The organism is Paenibacillus taichungensis, from assembly GCF_003287275.1.
In the GTDB taxonomy this organism is placed as follows: Bacteria; Bacillota; Bacilli; order Paenibacillales; family Paenibacillaceae; genus Paenibacillus; species Paenibacillus taichungensis_A.
On sequence record NZ_QEVW01000006.1, the window covers coordinates 460,581 to 481,075 of the forward strand.

Sequence of the window (20,495 nt, forward strand, 5' to 3'; positions counted from 1 at the left end):
ATGTGTCATATTCTCTTTCCACTAAACTAATCTCGCCAACACTGCACGCTTCAATTAAAAATGTTGTAATTAAATTTTTAACTATTGAAGCTGCCACAAGGCAGGAACGTTGGATGGTTCCCACCCTGCCAAGGAGGTATGGGGCTGCAAACATTTATACGTCTTGCCGCTATATGTGACCAGTTGTCCCGCAGTATAAGCTGTGTTGACCTGCCATGCGGATACACCAGGATTCGTCGTTTCGGCGGCTGTCTTCACACTTACCGCGTTGCTCGCTGCAGACACGTTGCCTGCCGCATCCTTTGCTTTTATCGTAAATGTATACGAGGTATCCGCCGTAAGCCCGCTGATTGTTGCCGTCGTACCGGTTACCGTTGTTGCCAGTGATGTTCCGTTGTACACATCATAAGCCGTTACACCCACATTGTCAGTGGATGCCGTCCAGCTCAGCGTTATGCTGGATGTGGTTTGAGCAGTCGATGCAAGGTTCGTTGGTGCAGTTGGCGCTTGCGTATCGCCTCCCGGCTGAGCCGTTGTGCTTACGGTTACAGCATTACTGGCTGCAGACAGATTACCTGCCGCATCTTTTGCTTTTACCGTGAAGGTATATGAAGTCCCCGCTGTAAGTCCACTAATTGTTGCAGTCGTTCCGGTGACGGATGTCGCAAGATTAGCGCCATTATAGACGTTATAACCGGTAACGCCTACATTATCCGTTGATGCATTCCAGGCCAGTGTCACCGAGTTTGCTGTCACGCCTGTCGAGCGGGCATTCCCGGGTACGCTTGGTGCCGTCGTATCTACTGGAGGCACTGTACCCCCGGTAGGCAGATCGGCTTTCAGTTTGTTTTGAAGTGTTTTGTTACGGTCACCGCTGAGCTCCCAGAACATCGCTCCGCCGAGCCCTTTGCTCTTGATATAAGCCGTTTTGTAACCAACGGACTCCGCATCGTCATAACTGATAAAGCGCTTGTTGGACGCATTATAGAGATATGGCACTTTAGCCGTGTCATTCCAGTAACGCGTGTATCCGTTTTTGTTGATGTAATTGGCCTCTAGATCATAGAAGTCGAAGGAGCCTGCTTCCCATGTTCCAACGGAAGAACCACCTGAACACGTCTGATACTGTCCGTTGCCTGCCTGTGCGCATCCATCCCAGCCACGACCGTAGAATGGAACACCAAGCACGAGTTTAGCGGCCGGTACGCCTGCATCCAGATGCCCTTGTGCTCCGGCTGCCACATTAAATGTATTGGCATCTGGCACGCCAGCAGCTGAAGCCGCAGGATCATAGTTCAATGGCGCATTATGTGCGCTGATCTTTTGCCATGCGCCGTTAAAATCGTATGTCATAATGTTAATCCAGTCCACGATGGCAGCAATTTTTGCAAGCTCCGTATTGGCTGCATAGGTCGCAGACGCACCGCTTGCAATCGTAAGCAGATACTTCTTGCCGTCCACAGCTCCCGCTGCATCCAATTTTTCACGAATTTTGCTCAGGAGCAATGTGTAGTTTTGCTTATCTTCAGGACGTTTGCTATTACCATCGAGTCCGCCTGATACCGGGTACTCCCAGTCCAGATCTACCCCGTCAAAATTATACTTTCGCAGGAAATCGACAGCAGAGTTTGCAAAGACCTCTCGAGTTGCAGCAGTCGCGGCTACATCGGAGAAGCGGTTGGACCACGTCCATCCTCCAACGGAGATAATAGTCTTCAGGTTAGGATTGGTTTGTTTCAGCTTGTTCAGCTGATTGATATTGCCTGCAATGGGTTGATCCCACGTATCCCCTGCAAATGTCTTGCCCGTATCGATCCATGGATCGCCGAGCACGATTGTTCCGTTCGGTACATTGATCGTTTGGCTTTTTTCATTCTGACAGGTCCAGGTTACAGGATTGGGGCCCGAAGGATCCGGATTTCCATGAATGCCGTTCCAGCAAATATCTGCAAAAGCATAGTTGATATGTGTCACTTTGGTCGGGTCGATATCGGCTACATTATAGTTTCTCCCGTACGCAGCCCAGGACGGGTAGTACCCAACAATTTTATAAGAATCTGCCGCTTCGGCCGTAGCAGGTTGGAGCGCAAAGGAAGGAACGATGACGGATAAGAGCAGGGACAGACCAAGGAAAAACTTTGCAGTCTTCTTAAAAGCAGTGCGTTTATTTAAATTTATCATTTAATACACAACCTCCTCTGTCTTTTGCGTGCTAAGTCCATTCAGGAATGGACGATGTGCGTTCGAGAACTGGTTATTCGTATACGCGTCCCAGTTGATTGACCAGGTCATAATGCCTTTGAGACCGGCATAGCCCGCAGGCTGGCGCAAGGTATAGGAACCGCCGTATGATACTCCTTTGATCAGATAGTTCAATGCCTTCTGCAGCTCGGCTGGCGCTGTATAGCCACCTCCAGCCGCCTGCTGGGAAGCTGGTACACCAATCGCAATCTGGTCCGGTCGCAGAGGGCTAAAGAATGGACCCGAGCTTCCGCCTACGTTAAAACCTTGAAGCAGCATTTCAGCCATGGCGACATGGAAATCGGCTGTTCCTTGAGCGTAAGAGCGTCCATCCAGCCCCACCATCGAACCCGTGTTATAGTGCTGCACATGCAGTAAGGTCAGATCATTGCGCAAGGCATGAATCACTGGAAGATACGCCCCCCAAGGACCACCATAGTTCAGATATCCGCCCTGTACATAAGCCGTTTCCGGCGCAGCCGTCAGGATAAAATTGGCACCAAAGTGCGATTTAAGCGCTTTCACGCCGTTAATCAGGTTAACGATCTTCGGAGTCGTTGGATTGCGGAAGTCGGTATCGCCTGCATTTAAAGACAGGGAGCTTCCTTCAAGATCGATGTCGAGGCCATTGAATCCGTAAGTCGAAATGATGGATTTTAGGGAATCCTCGAACTGTTGTCTCTTGGTTGCATCCGTGAGCTCAATCGTGCCATTGGCTCCTCCCATGGAAATCAGTACCTTCTTCCCTTGGCTTTGAAGATATGCAATGTCCGACTTGAACTCTTCTACCGTAGCGTTATACGGAGTAAAAGCGAGCGTTCCGCTGCCGGGTGAAATCGGCTCGGCAAAGGAGACATTAATAACATCATAGGCTGTTGAAACGTTGCGCAGTTTAATGTTGGTAGAGCCATTATCGAAGTTGTGCCAGTAGCCGATCAGCCATTTGCTGCCGCTAGGCCCAGGATTCGAAGATCCGGTGGAAGTGGTAACGCTGAGAGAGGCGCTTGCTGCGGACAGATTGCCTGCCGCATCTTTTGCTTTGACAGTAAAAACATATGTGGTGCCAGCTGTCAGTCCTGTTACTACAGCCGTAGTTGTTGAAGTGTTCGCCGCGAGAGTACCGTTCCGGTACACTTCATATCCGGTTACGCCCACATTATCTGTGGATGCGTTCCAGGTAAGATTGACCGATGTCTCCGTGACGAAGGATGAGGTTAAACCTGCAGGAACAGATGGTGGTGTCGTATCTGGAGTCGGAGTCCCCCCTCCAGTACCTTCCCCCACGTATTTCCACAATGCAGGCACATTTGAGGGCTCCCATCCGGTCAAAGCCGTATGGGGCTGAATACATTCATAATCTTTATTTAAATAGGTTACTAGATCCCCTTTTTTGTATGCGGTGCCTGCCTGCCACTGGGCAGCGGCGTCTGCTCTTGGTACAAACCACGTAATAATCAGAAGAAATGCCAAAACGAATGTAATGACCGGGCGGAATCGAACAGCTTGATTCAAGCAAAATCCCTCCTGTATTCAGATTATTTTCACCTTGCAAACAACGCTTCACTGGTGCACTTACATGTGATCCGCGATCTTAGAGCTTATAAAGCCGTCTGACGATGAGCGTCGCTTCACTCCCTTCCCTTATCAAAATGGACCTTCCCTCTCGTTTTCTTTTTCTGCAGACATCATCCAAATTTTACAGGGAATTTACAGATCCTCACCCTGTATTTAATCAGTAAAATGCAATTGAGATAAGGGATAAATTATTTCTATAGGGGGCGAAAAATGTAATATACCGCGCAAAAAGGCCGTCTATCAGGTCATTAAGAGACTTGATAGACAGCCTTTTTTTATTTTCATTTTATAAATTAACGGATGTATTACTAAGTTTGTTTCAACTCCGAGGAGGCTAGTTCAAATGACAGCATACCTTCAAAAGGTTGCCACCCATCCTCACCAGATAAAATAATAGGTACAGCATATTCAGCCGCTTCCTGCTCACTGAGTATTTTTGCCCACGGAACTCTCCCCATCACACTTCCAGCCCCAGGTCCGGCACTGTTATATTCGGCATACACAACTGTTGCTTCCGCATCGGTCTTGTTCCAATTATGCCAGCCCTCCTGCTTCACATGCACCCCCATCCAGCAGTTCAGGAAGCAGACTTTGGCATGATTACGCCACGGTCTGCCTAGATATACAGACTGAGCGGGAGCGTTGCTGGTTAGGTCACAATCGATAAACACATAGCCATATCGTGCATCCTCTGGTGTGGAAGCAGCCGTTATCCAACCATTCACTTCTCCCTCAGCAGCAGCAGTATCGCTCAAGCGATTCTTCGCAAAGATCTCACAGCCCTGGAACACCGCAGTAGCTGAGCCAAAAATAAAATCCACATCGCCCTCAATGTAACAGTCCTCATAATATTGGCGCAGCTTTCGCCGCTCTGCACCATCACGCGGCCCCCCGAAGAAACTCCGGTCCATCGGCTGCTCGGGCAGCGGTCCGGTAAAGATCGTGTCCTGGTGACCTATAAATCGGCAATGCCGGAAGGCTGCCCGATCCCCATCCACGTAAACGGCCAATGCCTGACCGACCTCACGACCAGGTCCAGCCGAGTTGATGAAGGAAAGTCCTTCAGCGGTGAAATCATCTGCACCAATAAAGGCCGTGTACGAATGAAAGGTATGATACAACTCCCCGTTCGGGAACTTCTTGAGCGCATAATCATCATACGTGATGATGGTCTGACCGGCTCCCGCACCGACGAGGTGGACCATCGATTTCTCGATATGCAGTTTTTCAACATAGGTGCCTGGCTTGATGCGAATCGTATACTTTTCAGTACAGTCGGCCGGGATTGCATCGAGAGCAGCCTGAATAGAGGGGAAATCGCCGCTTCCATCTAGAGCAACCAGGTAACCATTCCTGAACAGATCAAGATCCAGATCTGACCCGTGTGACAGAGGTTTGTTCATGGCAATCGCTCCATTTCCAGCGCGGCCAGCAGGAGCGGTGCCATACCCATGAACGAGTCACTCACAATCTGCTCGCCGACATAATAACTGTATGAACCATCCCGATCCAGACTGAGTCCTGCCCCGTGACAAATCGCGTTCAGCTTCACGCCTTCCTCCGTTTCTTCCATCAAACGGGCCGTCAGTCCATGCCATCCCTTCTCTGCGGCCTGTCTGAAATGCGGCTCAAGATAACGCAAGCGAACGCCCTTCGCCATGGCATACACAAACATGCTTGAACCGGAAGCTTCCAGATAATTGCCCTTGCGGAACCCCTGATCCAGCACCTGGAACCAGAGCCCGCTCTCCTGCTCCTGTACACGTACCAAGGCATTACACATGCGCTCGAAGATGCCAATGATTGTGCCCCGTTTCGGATGATGGATCGGGAAGTACTCCAGACTATCTACGATCGCCATCACATACCATCCCATCGCCCGGCTCCAGAAGTGTGCGGAACATCCAGTTACGGAGTCGGCCCAGATCTGCTCCTTCGATTCATCCCAGCCATGATAGAGCAGACCTGTGCGCGGATCACGTGTCTTGCGTTCAATTAACAAAATCTGATGAGCTACTTCATCCCACAGATCAGGTCGATCGAACGTCTTAGCATATTGCGCCAGAAATGGCGACGACATATACAATCCATCCAGCCACATCTGAAACGGATAGATTTTTTTGTGCCAAAATCCGCCCTCCGACGTTCGGGGTTGTCCTGCGAGCTGGGCTGCGAGCAAATGAGCGGCCTCAGCGTATCGTTGATCCCCTGTGGTATCCAACAGTTCGAACAGGTTCTTGCCCTGATTGATCTGATCCAGGTTGTACTCTTCCAGGGAATACGTTCCGATGGAACCATCCTCCTGAACATACAGATCCATATGTCTTTTCATAAAAGAAACATACTCGTCCTTGCCGTATTGCTTGCCAGTGCGTGACATTGCCATTAACGTCATCCCCTGAACATATGCCCAACGTTCCGAAGGAAACACATGATAGCCCTCTCCATCGCATTGCCGGAAAATCGTTTCTGCTATTCGCTCCGACCAAGATAACTGCGTCTGTACCTGCATAAAAGAACCCTCCCTGGACCTTGAATGTTGTACTCAGCCTATCATTAATGCTCAGACACCCGCTGCCGACAAATCGCTGTCGAATTGCGATGATTCAGCTTCGGTTGGATAATCACCGGATAATCCACCTGCTCATCACGGATCAGCGATACGATCAACTCTGCTGCCTGTGCTGCCAGTTCATCCAGCGGTGGGCCAATGGTTGTTAGCGCCACCTCGGCATACTGCATATCCGGCAGATCATCATAACCGATTAACGAAATATCATTCGGCACACTGTAGCCTGCTTCCAGCAAAGCCCGCAATGCACCTCGAGTTACCAGGTTGTTTAAACCAATAAACGCCGTTGGTGAATCGGGTTCAAACGTATAATTCCGAATAGCAAAATATCCGTCCTCCCAGGAGGAATGTGCAGGCAGCACATGGCGTTGATCAAAATCAAGGCCTGTGCGCTGCAAAGCTTCCCGATATCCTTCAAGCTTGATATTTTGGGAGTTTCCAATGAAACCAATTCGGCGATGTCCCAGTGACTTTAGGTGCTCAACCGCTTTATATATGCCCTCTTTCCGGTCAATCTTGATGTATGGGGAGTTCGGAGCCTCATCTGTACCAAGCACAAAACATGGCATGTTGAGTGTCGCGAACTTTTTCCAGAAGGCATCCCGATTGTCCAGCGCATAATCCCACAGGATACATCCATCCACGCGAAGCTGGCTGAAGACATCCAGCCCATCATCCGCGACGACCAAAATCATCTGATATCCCCGCTTCTTCAGCTCCGCGTGCAGATTGCCCGAAATATTCGAGAACAATGGATTGCTCAGTTCATCAAGAACAAAGCCGATAATGTTGCTTCTGCCGGTGGAAAGCTGCTGAGCCATAATGTTTTTTCGATATTGATGCTTCTCCGCAACTGCGAGCACCTTCTGCCGCGTCGCCGGTTTGATGCGGGGATCACCGTTGAGCGCCTTGGATACCGTGCTGTAGCTCACTCCCGCCAGTTTGGCAATGTCCTTAATGGTTATCAAAATCAATCAACACCTCTCAACCCTTGGGAAACTTATTGCTGTGCAGCCTTATACCGGTCATATTGCGCCTGTCTGCCGGCAATAACCTGCTCAATGTTCATTTTTTTCAAAGTCTCAATATAACTGTCAAACTGATCCAGACTGGCATCTCCGCTTATAAATTTGAAGTTCATCTCTTCCACATACGTTGTAATATCCGGCATGGACATGCTCTCGACACTCGCCTCATCCGGCAGAGCGTATACAAACGGGAACGGCTCGTGGATATAAGGCTCCAATTCCTTGTCGAGCTTGGCATGCCATTCCGCCACAACCGAATCAGCAGAATCCGTTGACTGAATGTTCGGCAGATTCACGGGACCAATGCCGAGCTTCTGAATGTAGTCGTTATCCTTGCCTTTGTCCGTAAACGTCTTCACGCCATTCTCTTCGGTGTACGTATCATCCTTGATACCCCACGTATAATATGTCTGCGCTTCTTCACTCACCGCGTAATCCAGGAATCGGAAGGCGAGCTCCGGATTTTTGCTGTCCTTGGAGATTCCAAAAATGCCGCTCACCGGTGTACGTCCAATATAGAACTGGTCACCATGCGGTCCTTTCAATGGCAGAATGCCTTTGAAGATGGGCTCCGCCGGATCATAATCCTTGAACAGCGGGCTGTAGACCATGGACATGTACCAGCTAAAATTAAACGTGGCTCCGGTTACATCCTGCGAGATGCGAGAGGTCACCTGATCACTTGTGGTACTGGCATAGTCAACCCCGAGCAGGCCTTCTTTGTACAGCCCGTTCAGGTACGACAGATATTCCTTGTAGGCAGGCTCATAATAGCTGAAATGCACCTTACCCTGGTCATCCGCATAGAACTGATTGGACAGATCCAGGCCAAAAGCAGGGCCAAATGCCATCGGCACAAACTTGGATTCCATGGACAACGGTATTTCATCCGCCTTGCCGTTACCGTTCGGGTCGTCTGTCTTGAATTTGCGCAGCATCGCTGTGAACTCATCCAGTGTCGTTGGTTCGTTCAGTCCCAGCTTCTTCAACCAGCGTTCATTCACCATAAACAAGGGCATGTAGTTTTTCGTAAGCGTTTGCTGCGGAACATAATACATTTTACCATCTGGCGTCGTTAAACTGGCTTTGACGGATGGGGATTCGTCGTATATTTTTTTGAGATTCACACCATACTTCTCCACCAGATCATTCAGCGGAATAAACAGACCACTGTTAATGTATTTCATGAGCTGATCCTGATCCGGCAGATAGACGATATCCGGCAATCCCGTTCCGGCCGCAAGCCTTGGATTCACCGCATCCGCGTAATTCTGCGGCGGAATGAGATCCCAATCGACTGTTACCCCGGCATTACTTTCAATTTTCTTCACAATCTCGGCAGTAGAGAGATCCACGTTGGTCGTCCATGCGTTGGTCCCGAGAATCGATAGCTTGGCATCTTTCTGGTCGGTTACCGGACCTGCTCCTGTGTAGTTGAACGTTGGCTCCGAGCTCGGTGAGGCAGTTCCCTTATCTCCCCCCGCTCCTGTACTGCTGCTGCATCCGGCGAGACTGATAGCAAGAATCACCGCGAGCACACTTTTTCTTCCTGCCCCTCTGATTATCATCCGTTATTCCTCCTTGTTATGAACAACCTTGGGTGATGCATGGTGATCAATAAGGCTATCCTTTCACGGCTCCGAGGGTAATCCCTTTGACGAAGTACCGCTGGATAAAAGGGTAAATCGTAACGATTGGCAGGATGCTGACCACAATCGACACATACCGAACCTGAAGAGTGGATACCGCAAGCGCGCCCGTGGTCATCGTACCACCCATTTTTTGCATGACCTCCGGTGATGCCATGATCAGCACCCTCCGCAGGAACATTTGCAAGGGCTGCATATCTTGTTTGCCCAGATATAGCAGGGCTGAGAAAAAGTTGTTCCAGTGGAATACGGCGTAATATAACGTCAGCACGGCAAGCGTTGGCTTGATAATGGGTATCGCCAGGCGATACAGCATCGTTAGTTCATTGGCCCCGTCTATGCTTGCACTTTCGAAGATTTCATTTGGAATACCCTCGAAGGCCGAGCGGCAAATCATGACATTAAATGTAATGACCAGCACAGGAAGCACCATCACCCAGCGGGTGTTATATAGCCCCAGTGACGTAATCAGCATGTAGACCGGAATGAGTCCACCCGAGAAATACATGGTGAAGGCGATGAAAAAGTTCAGCTTTCTGCGCAGGAAAAATTGCTGTCTGGATAACGGAAATGCAGCGAGGCAGGTAGCTAGAATATTCATCAGAGTACCTATAACGGTGTACCAGAGGGTGTTATAGAAGGACACCCATAACTCCCGGTATTGCAGCACCATCTGGTACCCGGACAAGGTGAATCCTACCGGCCACAACGCAACCTTTTGTTTGTCGATCGCATCAACTGAACTGAATGAAATGCTGATCACGTACAGAAAAGGATACAGCGTAACGACGACTGCCAATATGGTCAGCAGGTAGACAAATCCATAGAATAACCGGTCACTTCTTGATTTTTGCATACAGGTCTCCTTTGGGTCGGGATGTGGTCTTACCAGAGTGACATCTTGGTCAGACGTCGGGTCATCGTATTAGCCGCGAACACAAGCACAAAGGTAATAATAGAGTTGAACAGGCCGACGGCTGTGGCAAATCCGTAGTTCTGCCCTTCAATCCCCATCCGGTACACGTAGGTGGATAACACGTCTGCAGTCTCATAGGTAGCGCCATTATAGAGCAGATATACTTTCTCGAAGCCTACACTCATAATGCCGCCAAGCGACAGGAGCAGCAGGATGACAATCGTTGGTTTGATGCTGGGAAGCGTCAGGTGCCATAGCTCCTGGAATTTGTTGACGCCGTCAATTTTGCCGGAATCGTACATTTCGGGGTCAATGCCCATAATGGCTGCAATGTAGATAATGGAGCTGAAGCCAAAGCTCTGCCAGATATCGGAGCTGGTGAATATCGTTCGGAACCATCCGGCGTCCATCATGAAGTTCACTTTCTCCATGCCGAGCTTGGCAATCAGGGTGTTCACGATCCCGTCCGTGGGTGATAAGAAGTTAATAATCATGCCAGCGACAACGACGGTCGAGATGAAATGCGGAAGGTAGGTGACGGTCTGGGCGAAACGCTTGAAAGTCTGATTCTTGATCTCTACAATACAGACGGCGAACAGAATGGGGATGGAGAAGCCAAACAGGAGCGGCAGGAATGCGAGCAAAAACGTATTGCGCAGCAGCCTCCAGAAGTAGATGGAATTCACGAACTGATCAAACCACCTCAGCCCCACCCATTCCCCGCTGAACATTCCCTGCCCAGGCATGAAATTGCGGAAGGCCAGCAGCATGCCCGGCATGGGAACATACATGAAGATGACGTAATACAGAAAAATGGGTGAGAACATCAGCAGCAAATATTTATCCCGTTTGATCAGGCTGAACAGCGTGGACATGCGATTTTTCAATTCATAGCACTCCCCTTCACATTAAAATTACAACGTTTGAATTATTAAACAAAAACATGCCCCATCATTCTTAATTCAGATCATCCCCTTATATAAAAAAACCATAAAATACCTTTAAAAAAAGGGATATTACGACAGTTAATAAACGATTGAATATGTGGATTTAAACACAGAACCATAATTACAACGTTGTAATTTCTCCCTAAATGTATACGCTTACACAAACTATTTTTCCCATCTTAGCAAAGACCATCTGGTTTGGCAACAACAAAAATCAGTGTTTGCTTGCAAAGAGACCTATATGCTTTTACCGATCTGGGAGACATGTTAGCGGGCAAAAAAGGCGCGAAAAAAGGGCAATGAACGTATCCCTTTCGTTCTGCCCGGTTCTTGTCCTGCCTACGCCAGCGTTCTGGCGCAGCGCAGGATTGTTCTATTTTTGAAACGTGTACCTGGAGCTTCAATCTCTTCGAATTCTACATCTGGTTTCGATACTCCATCGGTGTTACACCCGTCACGCGCTGAAACGCCCTGTAGAACTGACTGACATTGGAGAATCCCAGCCCAAAGCTGATGGTGGTCACTGAATCTGTTGTATGGCGCAGTCGTCGGGTCGCTTCCTCCACACGCAAATTCAGCACGTACTGATACGGCGTTGAACCTGTCAGTGCCTTGAAAGAACGCATAAAGTGATATCTGCTCTGGTGCGCAACCGCCGCCATCGATTCAATGTCCATTGGACTTGTATAGTCACTGTGTATATACTCCAACACGCGCCGCAGATGGGGGTCGATGAACGCACCGCCGTTGCTGCCTGTTCGCTGAAGCAGATTCGAAAGCTGCCCGCAAACCAGACCGGCCCCCACGCTCCCAGCTACACCTGTTCCTGCCGTTTCCAGCGTAAGGTTACTTCCAATCGGTGGACCAGCCAGCATCCGTCCAAGATATGTCTCTACTGCAAGCTCCGTTTCCTGTATCTGCAATGGTTCAGGCGCATCGTCCAGCAAAATGGCGTTCCAGCCTCGAAATAGTCTGCTAATTTCAGCAGGATCAAAGGTTTGTGTGGTCCGAAATTCGGTCTGCACCCCTTGCCTTCCTGAATCCGCCAAGCCGCCAACAGGCGGATTACGAAACTTGATCACAATAACCGCCGAATCCGAACCAATCTCGAAAAAGTGCTCCATCCGGGGATGCGCAATAATTCCCAGTCCTGCTTGCAGTGGATAAGTCTGCTGTTCCTGCACCAGATGGCATTGTCCTCTTACAGGCAACGTAACCTGATACCAGTCATCATGCACATGGGGTTCATTGGCGAATCCCCCAGAAGCCTTCCACAATTCCAATCCATTCAGCATCATGTTTAATTCCATCGTTTCCTCACCTGCTGACATTATAGCAAATCGTGCTCACTTTCCAAGCACTTTTCACAAAGACAATATCTATCCGTATCTTTTATCATGGTAAAAAAATAATTCGAGGTGATCTCCCGTGGCACAAGCCGCTGTAAGCAAAATGCAAATCAATCACTCCGCCAATTGGGCGCTTGCCGGAGTCAGCTTCGCCCATTTGCTGAATGATGCGATGCAGACTGTTGTTCCGTCTGCTTTTCCGCTGTTCCAGCAGACCATGCAGCTCAGTTTCGCCCAGATGGGCTGGATTGCCTTCACATTAAATATTACCGCATCGGTCCTTCAGCCGTTGGTCGGTTATATGTCTGATCGCAAGCCCATGCCGATCCTACTGCCTGGTGGCATGTTATTCTCCCTGATCGGTGTTCTCGGCTTTGCCTTGTCTTCCGAGTTATGGATGCTGCTTGTCTCCGCAGCATTGATCGGTATAGGCTCGTCCATCCTGCATCCTGAATCCTCACGCGTCGCCCATCTGGCGGCAGGTCGAGGACGTGGAATGGCACAGTCCATCTTCCAGGTAGGTGGCAACACAGGTCAGGCTCTCGCCCCATTGCTGGTTGCCTTTATCCTGCTCCCGCATGGACAGCTTAGTTTTCTGTGGCTCATGGCTTTTGCCCTAATCGGGATCATTATCCAGTCTTCCGTTAGCCGTTGGTATAGAGACAAATTGGCGGATAATCGCAGCCGTCAGCAACAGTCTGTACAGGCAAATGGCATTGCGCAGCCTGCTGCCCAGCCTTTAAGTCGGGGGTTTATCGCTTTTACAATGGGAATCCTCATCCTGCTGCTGTTTTCCAAATTCGTGTATATTGCCGGTATGACCGGATACTATGCCTTTTATTACGCGGATGCGTATAATCTGCCTCTCTCGCAGGCCCAGATCTGCCTGTTCGTTCTGCAATTTGCGGGCATGGTTGGAACCTTGCTCGGCGGCCCACTGGCTGACCGTTATGGACGCAAACCGATGATCTGGTTCTCCATCGCGGGTACTGCACCATTTTCACTGCTGCTGCCTTATGCGGGACCTGCTCTATCCATGGTACTGTGCGGCATCATCGGTTTGATTCTGATGTCCGGTTTCAGTGTCATCATTGTCTACGCACAGGAATTGCTGCCGCGTCATATTGGGACAGTATCGGGATTGTTCTTCGGCCTGTCATTCGGCATGGCGGGACTCGGCTCGGTTGTGCTCGGTTCATTGATTGATGTGACCAGCATTTCATTCGTCATCAAGCTATGTTCTTTTTTGCCGCTGCTCGGGGTATGTGCCGTATTCCTGCGCCGGGATCGCCCAAGAAACGCCTAATATGCATTGAAACGTCCGTCGTTTTGTGACTACAATAAGGTCAGAATAATGAAGACAGAGGCTAAACAGAAGGAAGGAATAACCCATGATCATTGATGTACAGCATGTTACTTGGAAAAGGGGACCGATCACCCTGTTGAACGATGTCAGCTGGCGTGTAAACGAAGGCGAACATTGGGCATTGCTCGGCCTGAATGGTTCCGGTAAAACCACACTCTTGAACATGATCACCGGATATCTCTGGCCCACAGAAGGTACGATATCCGTGCTCGGACACCGTTACGGGGATGTGGATTTGCGTGAGCTGCGGAAGTCGCTTGGATGGGTCAGCTCCTCCCTTCAGGAGAAATTGTATGGCACCGACCGCACCCAGTATGTCGTGATCAGCGGTAAACACGCCACGATCGGACTGTACGATAAACTGTCAGACGAGGATCTGGATCAGGCACGGGAATTGATGCATACGCTCGGCTGTCAGCATCTGTGGGATCGCGAATACCGTACCTGCTCTCAGGGGGAGAAGCAGAAGCTGCTCATTGCCCGGGCCCTGATGGCCAACCCACGTGTACTCATTCTGGACGAACCCTGCAATGGACTTGATCTGTTCTCCAGAGAGCGGCTGCTGGAAAGTATCAGTGAGCTGACGCAGAAACCGGATACACCTTCGCTCATCTACGTGACTCATCATACGGAGGAAATATTGCCTGTGTTCAGTCACAGCCTGCTGCTCCGGCGGGGCGAGATCGTGAATAGCGGATTGACCAGTGAGTTGATGAACAGAGATGTACTGAGTAACTTTTTTGAATCACCAGTGGATGTGGATCGGCATGGAGAACGTGTCTATGTCAGAGCATCGGATAAATAATTCTCTATATCTATTCACAGTCGGAATAGTCAAAGTAGCCCAAAATCTTATCCACATGTGGACAGGTTTTTGGGCTGTTTGGCTATATGATGAATTATCCACAGTTTTCTGTGTATTATTTCCGGGCAGAGAGGAATAAAAACAACGGAATGCGCTGTCTGCGCAGGTACGTCTCCTCGTTTACAAAATACTGACGCTGAGGCGCCGATTCCCTTAGATGCTGAACTTGAAATCCTGCTTGCTGTAATGCCATATAGTAGGATTCTATGGAGCGATGCATTTTTTTCACCGTACCTCCAAGCCATTGCTGCTCCCGAAATCCCTCCACAAAATACCGATCGACGACCCAGTTTGTTCGGACCCCCGAAGGCTGCAACGTCGACGTGATCACAGGATGTTCTAACGAAAATACGAATGTGCCATTCTCTTTTAACGTGCGGTATACCTTGCGGAACAGGCTGTCCACATCCTCAATATAATGAATCGCCAGTCTGGAAATGACCAGATCATAAATATCCGCAGGATAGCTCCAATCTTCCATATACGCTTGCTCGATCTGGGCGTTCTGACCCTTTATCGATTCATGGGCAGCCTGAATCATATTCACTGAGCCTTCAATTCCTGTGTAACTGCCACCACGATGTTCAGGACCCAACAGTTCTGCTCCGAACCTCGCATCCCCACAGCCGAGATCTAATATGCTCTTGCCCTCAACGTCTCCGAGTAGCTCCAGCATTACTGGCTTCTCCAACGTATCATTGGCATTCTCCTGCCATTGCCGGCGTTCCATATACTTTTCGAAATTAGCCCCATCGTCGTAAAAATCCGATCCCCGTTCGCTCATTGCGCAACCCCTCCGTTACTGTAAATAAGCTCAGCTCTAATATTCAGCCTGCAAGATTATACAGAAAATCGGCATAGGTTTCTACAGCAAAAAGGCTGTCACCCGAAATAATCCAGCAAACAGCCCTACGCATTAGAAGTAAGTTTCATTCAGATTGATCCATATAAGGCCGGCGGCCACCTTTTTTTACGAATTTCCAATCCACTTCAATGTTGTTACGCATCCGGCGCAGAAGCTTAACCGCAATATCGATCTCTTTCTCCGTTAAGCCCTCCAGCGTTACCTGGTCCGAATGAACACCCTCCCTGCGAATAAAATCCCAAGCCTCCAGACCAGCATCCGTCGGATATAACAGCTTATTCTTTTTATTACCCATTGCCGACTGTTTGACGACAAACCCATCCGCTTCCAGTTTGCTAATGGCTCTAGCCGCAGTGGTACGGTCAACTTTGATTAATTCAGCGAGCTGGTTGGGGATAATACCAGGATTCTCACATATGCGATAAAGATACAAATACTGTCCACGAGACAAGTTTAAATGTTGAAATTCAACGTTGCTGATTGAATCCAGACAGCGGGCAATCATGCCGATTTCACGCAACACTTCTTTTTTTTCAGTCAATGGATTCACCCCTCCATAAAATTGTTGCATTCGCAACATAATTGATGATATAACTAAATTAAACGAGTTTAAATCTTAACCATGATAACACATGGAACAGGGATACGTTTATGCTATCTACCAGTTTACCATGCCAGAATAGAATTACTATTGACCAAAGGAGAAACATTCATGAATACAACTATTGTTGAAGCTAATAACCAGGAATTACTCGACGCCTGCTTCGCCATTCGTACCGCTATTTTTGTTGAGGAGCAAGGGGTGCCGGCTGAGGATGAATTTGATGCCTATGATGCACTGGAGACGGAAGCAAAACATATTCTGCTCTACGTAGAAGGTGTTCCAGCTGCTTCATCCAGACTACGTGTGGTCGAAAATGTTGCCAAATTGGAACGGATCTGTGTCATGATCGATTATCGGAAACATGGACTTGGTCGTGTGCTGATCGATAAACTGGAGCAGATGGCTCTCGCTCAAGGACTTGAGAAGGCCAAGCTGCACGCACAGGTACAAGCCTCAGGGTTCTACGAACGTCTCGGATACACGGCGGCCTCGGACGTATTCATGGAAGATGGTATTCCTCATCTGCTGATGACCAAGAAATTGAATTGAATTTGAGAAGAGCAAAGAGAGCACCCTCCAAAGTCAGGAACACGACTTGAGGATGCTCTTTTGAGTTCTAAGGACCCAGCAAGCGCTATTCAGGGAGATTCAACCGCTTTGAAAATGTAACGAACCGTACACACCTTATTTTCTCTTTAACAGCCTAAAATGCACTTTCTTATGCGCCTTTTACTGCAATAACGCGGCTGACATTCGTTAGAATTTCTAATTCGTGCATTTTGCCACAATAAGGTGTGTTGTGTTCGTTAGATGTAGCGCCACATGGGGGGGTTAGTTAATTTGTTCTGCTAACAGGAGCTAACCTCTACTTCAACCTGTTCAAACACCTGGGCAAAACCAAAAAAACCGCGCCACCCCATACGTGGATGGGCGGCGCGAGTTTCGCCTAACAGAAGCCAGGCGTTAACCTGACTTCTGCTCTTGGGCCCTTATCCCAAAGCCAGACGGCCTGGCTGAGATTCGGCGGCGTTATTTTTCATCTGTTTACTGCGCAATTGTCCGCAGGCCGCATCAATATCGGTACCATGTTCCATGCGTACAGTTGCGTTAATGTTGTTCTTTTTCAATGTATCATAGAAGCCCAGAATGGACTCTTCCGTACTCCGCTGATACTGACTGTGCTCATCCACCGGATTGTAAGGAATCAGATTGATACTGACCATACTCTTGCGGCTGGACAACAGTTCAGCCAGTTCTGCCGCATGTTCCCGCTGATCGTTGACGTCCCGAAGCAAAATATATTCAAACATAATACGCTTGTTCGTCGTAGCCAGGTAATAATCCACCGCGTCCATCAATTGTTCAATCGGGAACGCCCGGTTGATCTTCATGATTTGCGTACGCAGCTCGTTATTTGGTGCGTGCAATGAAATCGCCAGGTTCACCTGCAAACTGCTATCTGCAAATTCCTTGATCTTGTCAGGCAGTCCGCTCGTGGATACGGTAATCCGTTTGGCGGCAAGTGCCAGACCTTTACGATGCTTGATCACTTCAATAAAGTCAGTCATGTTCTGGAAATTGTCAAACGGCTCACCAATTCCCATCACGACCACGTTAGTTACCCGCTCACCTTGACCAGCCGCATCAAGATACTGTTGTACATGCATAATCTGTTCTACAATCTCACCACCGGACAGATCACGGCTCTTCTTGATCAGCCCGCTCGCGCAGAAACTGCAACCAATGTTACATCCCACTTGAGTGGTTACACATACAGTGAGACCGTATTTTTGGCGCATTAAAACTGTTTCAATCAGATTTCCGTCCTGCATACGCAGCAAAAATTTCACCGTGCCGTCAGCGGATTCCTGCTTCACATGTTCACTCAGCGAGTTCATGGTGAAATGCTCGGAAATGACATCCAGACATTCCTGACGCACGTCTGTCATATCTGTAAAATCATGCACACGCTCCTGATATAACCATTCCCAGATGCGGGAAGCACGGGATTTCTTCTGTCCGTGCTCCGGCAGCCAGTCACGTAGTTGCTCTAATGTTAATCCATATATGGATGATTTAATCATGTTATTGTCCTCTTTTCGCAAAAAGCATATGGCTCATCGGTTTATCGAAAAAACCTCTACTCTGTATTGTCCCAAAATTGACGAGGGAACACAAGGGCTTTTGCATTTCTTCCAAGAGGTTTTATCAATGGCAAATCTGCACAGTAAATTACTTCTCCACTTCAATTCCAATCGTTTAGAAGTGAATAATACCTGAGGTGTGCAGCAGAACCAGAAGCACCAGGATTGGCGCTACGTAGCGCAGCATGAACAGCCATACCCGGAACCAGCCTGCACGCAGGCCGGATGCTTCGGCAGCCTTTTTCCAGAAGTATCCGGCAAAAATAGTAACCAGCAATCCACCAATCGGAAGCAAAATGTTGGATGCTACAAAATCCATCCAGTCGAACACACTCTTCGAGCCAATCGTCCATTCAGGGAACAATCCGAGCGATAATACCGAAGGAAGCCCAACGATGAAGACGGCAAGTGAGATGGTCCATACCGAGCGACTCCGGCTCCAGGATAGTCTCTCCATGAAATATTTCACCGGAACTTCCAGCAAGGATACCGCCGATGTTAACGCCGCAATCGCCAGAAGCACGAAGAACAATCCGCCAAACACGAAGCCCAGCGGCATGGCTGAGAAGGCTGCCGGTAGAGCCACAAAGATCAGCGATGGACCCTGATCCGGTGCAATCCCGAAGGAGAAGGTCGTTGGGAAAATGATCAGACCTGCAATGAACGCATAAATCAGGTCACCCGCACCGACAGCAACGGTTGCTGCACCAAGTGATTGATTTTTATCAACATACGAACCGTATGTCACAAGAATACCCATACCCAGCGATAGGGAGAAGAACGCATGTCCAAGCGCAACCAGCGCAGATTCGGTCGTAAGCTGCGAGAAGTCCGGATTCAGGAAGAAGGAAACTCCTGCACCAGCTCCTGGCAAAGTCACTGCACGAACCATCAGGATAATGAGCAGAACCAGCATCGCTGGAATCAGTACCTTGTTAAACTTCTCAATCCCATTCGATACTCCTTTGGCTACGATCCAGCCTGTGATCAGGACTGAAATCAACTGCCATACAATCGGCATATAGCCGCCTACAAAATCACCGAACTGCCCAGCATAGTCAGGATTGTTATACAGCGTGCCGCTGAATGACGTCACTGCATATTGCAGCGTCCAGCCTGCAATGATGACATAAAAGGAAAGAATGATAAACGGCGTCAATACTTGCAGCAGACCAGCCGCAAGCCACCCTTTTTGCCCACCCGCTTTAATAAAGGCCGTAGCCGCGCTTCCTCTGCCGCTGCGACCAATCGCAAGTTCAGCCAGCAATACGGGTAGACCGATCAACAGGAGACAAACGATAAAGAGCAGGAAAAACGCGGCTCCCCCGTTCTCTCCCGTAATATAAGGAAACTTCCACATGTTGCCCAGACCCACTGAACTACCAATGGCAGCCAGGATAAATCCGGCCTGCGAGAAGCGTTCACCTTTGTTGGGTCCGTCTTGATCCAGATTAGGCTTACTAAAATTCATCGTATCTACTCCATCACTTTAAAGTTTTCCCGTAATTATATACTACTCCACCTGTCAGGTCATTCGAAAATCGAAATTTGTCGAAATGTTATTTACTTACAAGTATGTGTTTATTAAATAGGTTGGCCTTTCCTTCTTCGTTTAACATAGAAAACACCAGGGGACGTGTAGTCTACTGAACTCCTAATATACAGTATGTGATAAAAAGAAGCATGCCAACCCTGCCCTGTCGTTCGGTAATTCCGCAGATGGCTGTGATCCATATCGTGGATTCTGCTCTGGATTTTTAAATGCCCTGACCCTTGAATTTCTGAATGGACGGAAGAAACGTAGCTGAATATGATTCTGCAAGAATAAAAAAAGAGGCGCTCCAGCAACCATTTACATGGTTACCGAAACACCTCTATTTCGATTAAATTTTAATTTCAAGCAATTCATATTTGATAACGCCCATTGGCGCATTGACATGAATGACACTGCCTACTTCTTTGCCCATCAGTTCTTTGCCAAGCGGGCTTTCATACGATATTTTGTTATCAGCAACATCCGCCTCGGCTGGACCAACCAGCATGTATTCAATCTTCTCGGCGAATTCAATATCATTAAGCAGAATGGTTGAGCCAATGCTTACTTTGTTTGAGTCGATATTGTCCGAAGTGATGACTCTTGCTTTGGTCAGCATTTTCTCCAGAATCAAAATGCGTGTTTCCATAAAAGCCTGATCATCTTTGGCTGAATGATACTCACTATTTTCCTTCAGGTCACCGTAACTGATCGCGAGTTTCAGACGCGCTGCCAGTTCCTTACGCTTCACCGTCTTTAATTCCCTCAGTTCGTCCTCCAGCTTTTCCAAGCCTTCCTGTGTCAAAATCACTTCATCATTAGCCATTTTTTCCATCTCCT

The 20,495-nt window shown here is 48.7% G+C and carries 17 protein-coding genes; 3 read left to right on the plus strand and 14 right to left on the minus strand.

Annotated elements, in window-relative coordinates:
- Window positions 1–81 precede the first annotated feature (81 nt).
- From DC345_RS11250 to DC345_RS11290, 9 genes are all read right to left on the minus strand, one after another.
- Window positions 82–2,181, minus strand: a complete 2,100-nt coding sequence (locus DC345_RS11250) for a glycosyl hydrolase family 18 protein (protein ID WP_113053159.1) — start codon at window positions 2,179–2,181, stop codon at window positions 82–84.
- Entirely contained in the window at window positions 2,182–3,753 is a 1,572-nt protein-coding gene (locus DC345_RS11255; RefSeq protein WP_258530619.1) for a chitinase, read from the minus strand.
- A gap of 371 nt (window positions 3,754–4,124) precedes the next feature.
- Window positions 4,125–5,219: a pectinesterase family protein gene (locus DC345_RS11260; protein WP_113053161.1), complete on the minus strand. Its 1,095-nt coding sequence runs from the start codon at window positions 5,217–5,219 to the stop codon at window positions 4,125–4,127.
- Window positions 5,216–6,328, minus strand: coding sequence for a glycoside hydrolase family 88/105 protein (locus DC345_RS11265; protein ID WP_113053162.1), 1,113 nt, complete (start codon window positions 6,326–6,328; stop codon window positions 5,216–5,218). The genes DC345_RS11260 and DC345_RS11265 overlap by 4 nt, the downstream gene beginning before the upstream one ends.
- Window positions 6,329–6,372: 44 nt before the next feature.
- Window positions 6,373–7,356 carry a LacI family DNA-binding transcriptional regulator gene (locus DC345_RS11270; RefSeq protein ID WP_181586561.1) on the minus strand — a complete coding sequence of 328 codons (984 nt, stop codon included), beginning with the start codon at window positions 7,354–7,356 and terminating at the stop codon, window positions 6,373–6,375.
- 32 nt (window positions 7,357–7,388) lie between these two features.
- On the minus strand, window positions 7,389–8,984 hold the full coding sequence (locus DC345_RS11275) for an extracellular solute-binding protein (RefSeq protein WP_113053164.1): 1,596 nt from the start codon (window positions 8,982–8,984) through the stop codon (window positions 7,389–7,391).
- A 55-nt stretch (window positions 8,985–9,039) separates the two neighbouring features.
- The gene (locus DC345_RS11280; RefSeq protein ID WP_113053165.1) at window positions 9,040–9,921 is read right to left on the minus strand and encodes a carbohydrate ABC transporter permease; all 882 of its coding nucleotides are present in this window, start codon (window positions 9,919–9,921) and stop codon (window positions 9,040–9,042) included.
- Between the two features lie 29 nt (window positions 9,922–9,950).
- Complete coding sequence (locus tag DC345_RS11285) at window positions 9,951–10,868, minus strand: ABC transporter permease (RefSeq protein ID WP_063565906.1); 918 nt, start codon at window positions 10,866–10,868, stop codon at window positions 9,951–9,953.
- A 476-nt stretch (window positions 10,869–11,344) separates the two neighbouring features.
- Window positions 11,345–12,238 carry a helix-turn-helix domain-containing protein gene (locus tag DC345_RS11290; RefSeq protein WP_181586562.1) on the minus strand — a complete coding sequence of 298 codons (894 nt, stop codon included), beginning with the start codon at window positions 12,236–12,238 and terminating at the stop codon, window positions 11,345–11,347.
- Window positions 12,239–12,356: 118 nt separating this feature from the next.
- Between DC345_RS11290 and DC345_RS11295 the strand changes: the two genes are divergently transcribed.
- Both DC345_RS11295 and DC345_RS11300 read left to right on the plus strand, forming a co-directional pair.
- Complete coding sequence (locus tag DC345_RS11295; RefSeq protein WP_113053167.1) at window positions 12,357–13,583, plus strand: MFS transporter; 1,227 nt, start codon at window positions 12,357–12,359, stop codon at window positions 13,581–13,583.
- An 85-nt stretch (window positions 13,584–13,668) separates the two neighbouring features.
- A complete protein-coding gene (locus DC345_RS11300) occupies window positions 13,669–14,448 on the plus strand; it encodes an ABC transporter ATP-binding protein (RefSeq protein WP_113053168.1) in 780 nt (259 codons plus the stop codon).
- A 115-nt stretch (window positions 14,449–14,563) separates the two neighbouring features.
- Here the strand turns inward: DC345_RS11300 and DC345_RS11305 are convergent, their stop codons facing one another.
- Together DC345_RS11305 and DC345_RS11310 are read right to left on the minus strand one after the other, a co-directional pair.
- Window positions 14,564–15,292 (minus strand): class I SAM-dependent methyltransferase, encoded by a 729-nt coding sequence (locus DC345_RS11305; protein WP_113053169.1) that lies wholly within the window; start codon window positions 15,290–15,292, stop codon window positions 14,564–14,566.
- Between the two features lie 145 nt (window positions 15,293–15,437).
- Complete coding sequence (locus DC345_RS11310) at window positions 15,438–15,878, minus strand: MarR family winged helix-turn-helix transcriptional regulator (RefSeq protein ID WP_258530637.1); 441 nt, start codon at window positions 15,876–15,878, stop codon at window positions 15,438–15,440.
- Between the two features lie 207 nt (window positions 15,879–16,085).
- Here DC345_RS11310 and DC345_RS11315 point away from each other — a divergent pair, with 207 nt between their 5' ends.
- A complete protein-coding gene (locus DC345_RS11315) occupies window positions 16,086–16,526 on the plus strand; it encodes a GNAT family N-acetyltransferase (protein ID WP_113053170.1) in 441 nt (146 codons plus the stop codon).
- A 440-nt stretch (window positions 16,527–16,966) separates the two neighbouring features.
- Here the strand turns inward: DC345_RS11315 and rlmN are convergent, their stop codons facing one another.
- From rlmN to greA, 3 genes are all read right to left on the minus strand, one after another.
- Complete coding sequence (gene rlmN / locus DC345_RS11320) at window positions 16,967–18,061, minus strand: dual-specificity RNA methyltransferase RlmN (RefSeq protein WP_113053171.1); 1,095 nt, start codon at window positions 18,059–18,061, stop codon at window positions 16,967–16,969.
- A 175-nt stretch (window positions 18,062–18,236) separates the two neighbouring features.
- On the minus strand, window positions 18,237–19,592 hold the full coding sequence (locus DC345_RS11325) for a sodium-dependent transporter (RefSeq protein WP_113053172.1): 1,356 nt from the start codon (window positions 19,590–19,592) through the stop codon (window positions 18,237–18,239).
- 412 nt (window positions 19,593–20,004) lie between these two features.
- Window positions 20,005–20,481 carry a transcription elongation factor GreA gene (gene greA / locus DC345_RS11330; RefSeq protein WP_113053173.1) on the minus strand — a complete coding sequence of 159 codons (477 nt, stop codon included), beginning with the start codon at window positions 20,479–20,481 and terminating at the stop codon, window positions 20,005–20,007.
- Between the last annotated feature and the right edge of the window lie 14 nt (window positions 20,482–20,495).

What these genes read in the sequence shown, in the direction of transcription:
- DC345_RS11250 (WP_113053159.1), bottom strand. Translation starts at nt 2,181, where the DNA reads ATGATAAATTTAAATAAACGCACTGCTTTTAAGAAGACTGCAAAGTTT.
- DC345_RS11260 (WP_113053161.1), bottom strand. Translation starts at nt 5,219, where the DNA reads ATGAACAAACCTCTGTCACACGGGTCAGATCTGGATCTTGATCTGTTC.
- DC345_RS11265 (WP_113053162.1), bottom strand. Translation starts at nt 6,328, where the DNA reads ATGCAGGTACAGACGCAGTTATCTTGGTCGGAGCGAATAGCAGAAACG.
- DC345_RS11275 (WP_113053164.1), bottom strand. Translation starts at nt 8,984, where the DNA reads ATGATAATCAGAGGGGCAGGAAGAAAAAGTGTGCTCGCGGTGATTCTT.
- DC345_RS11280 (WP_113053165.1), bottom strand. Translation starts at nt 9,921, where the DNA reads ATGCAAAAATCAAGAAGTGACCGGTTATTCTATGGATTTGTCTACCTG.
- DC345_RS11290 (WP_181586562.1), bottom strand. Translation starts at nt 12,238, where the DNA reads ATGGAATTAAACATGATGCTGAATGGATTGGAATTGTGGAAGGCTTCT.
- DC345_RS11300 (WP_113053168.1), top strand. Translation starts at nt 13,669, where the DNA reads ATGATCATTGATGTACAGCATGTTACTTGGAAAAGGGGACCGATCACC.
- DC345_RS11305 (WP_113053169.1), bottom strand. Translation starts at nt 15,292, where the DNA reads ATGAGCGAACGGGGATCGGATTTTTACGACGATGGGGCTAATTTCGAA.
- DC345_RS11310 (WP_258530637.1), bottom strand. Translation starts at nt 15,878, where the DNA reads ATGATTGCCCGCTGTCTGGATTCAATCAGCAACGTTGAATTTCAACAT.
- DC345_RS11315 (WP_113053170.1), top strand. Translation starts at nt 16,086, where the DNA reads ATGAATACAACTATTGTTGAAGCTAATAACCAGGAATTACTCGACGCC.
- rlmN (WP_113053171.1), bottom strand. Translation starts at nt 18,061, where the DNA reads ATGATTAAATCATCCATATATGGATTAACATTAGAGCAACTACGTGAC.
- DC345_RS11325 (WP_113053172.1), bottom strand. Translation starts at nt 19,592, where the DNA reads ATGAATTTTAGTAAGCCTAATCTGGATCAAGACGGACCCAACAAAGGT.
- greA (WP_113053173.1), bottom strand. Translation starts at nt 20,481, where the DNA reads ATGGCTAATGATGAAGTGATTTTGACACAGGAAGGCTTGGAAAAGCTG.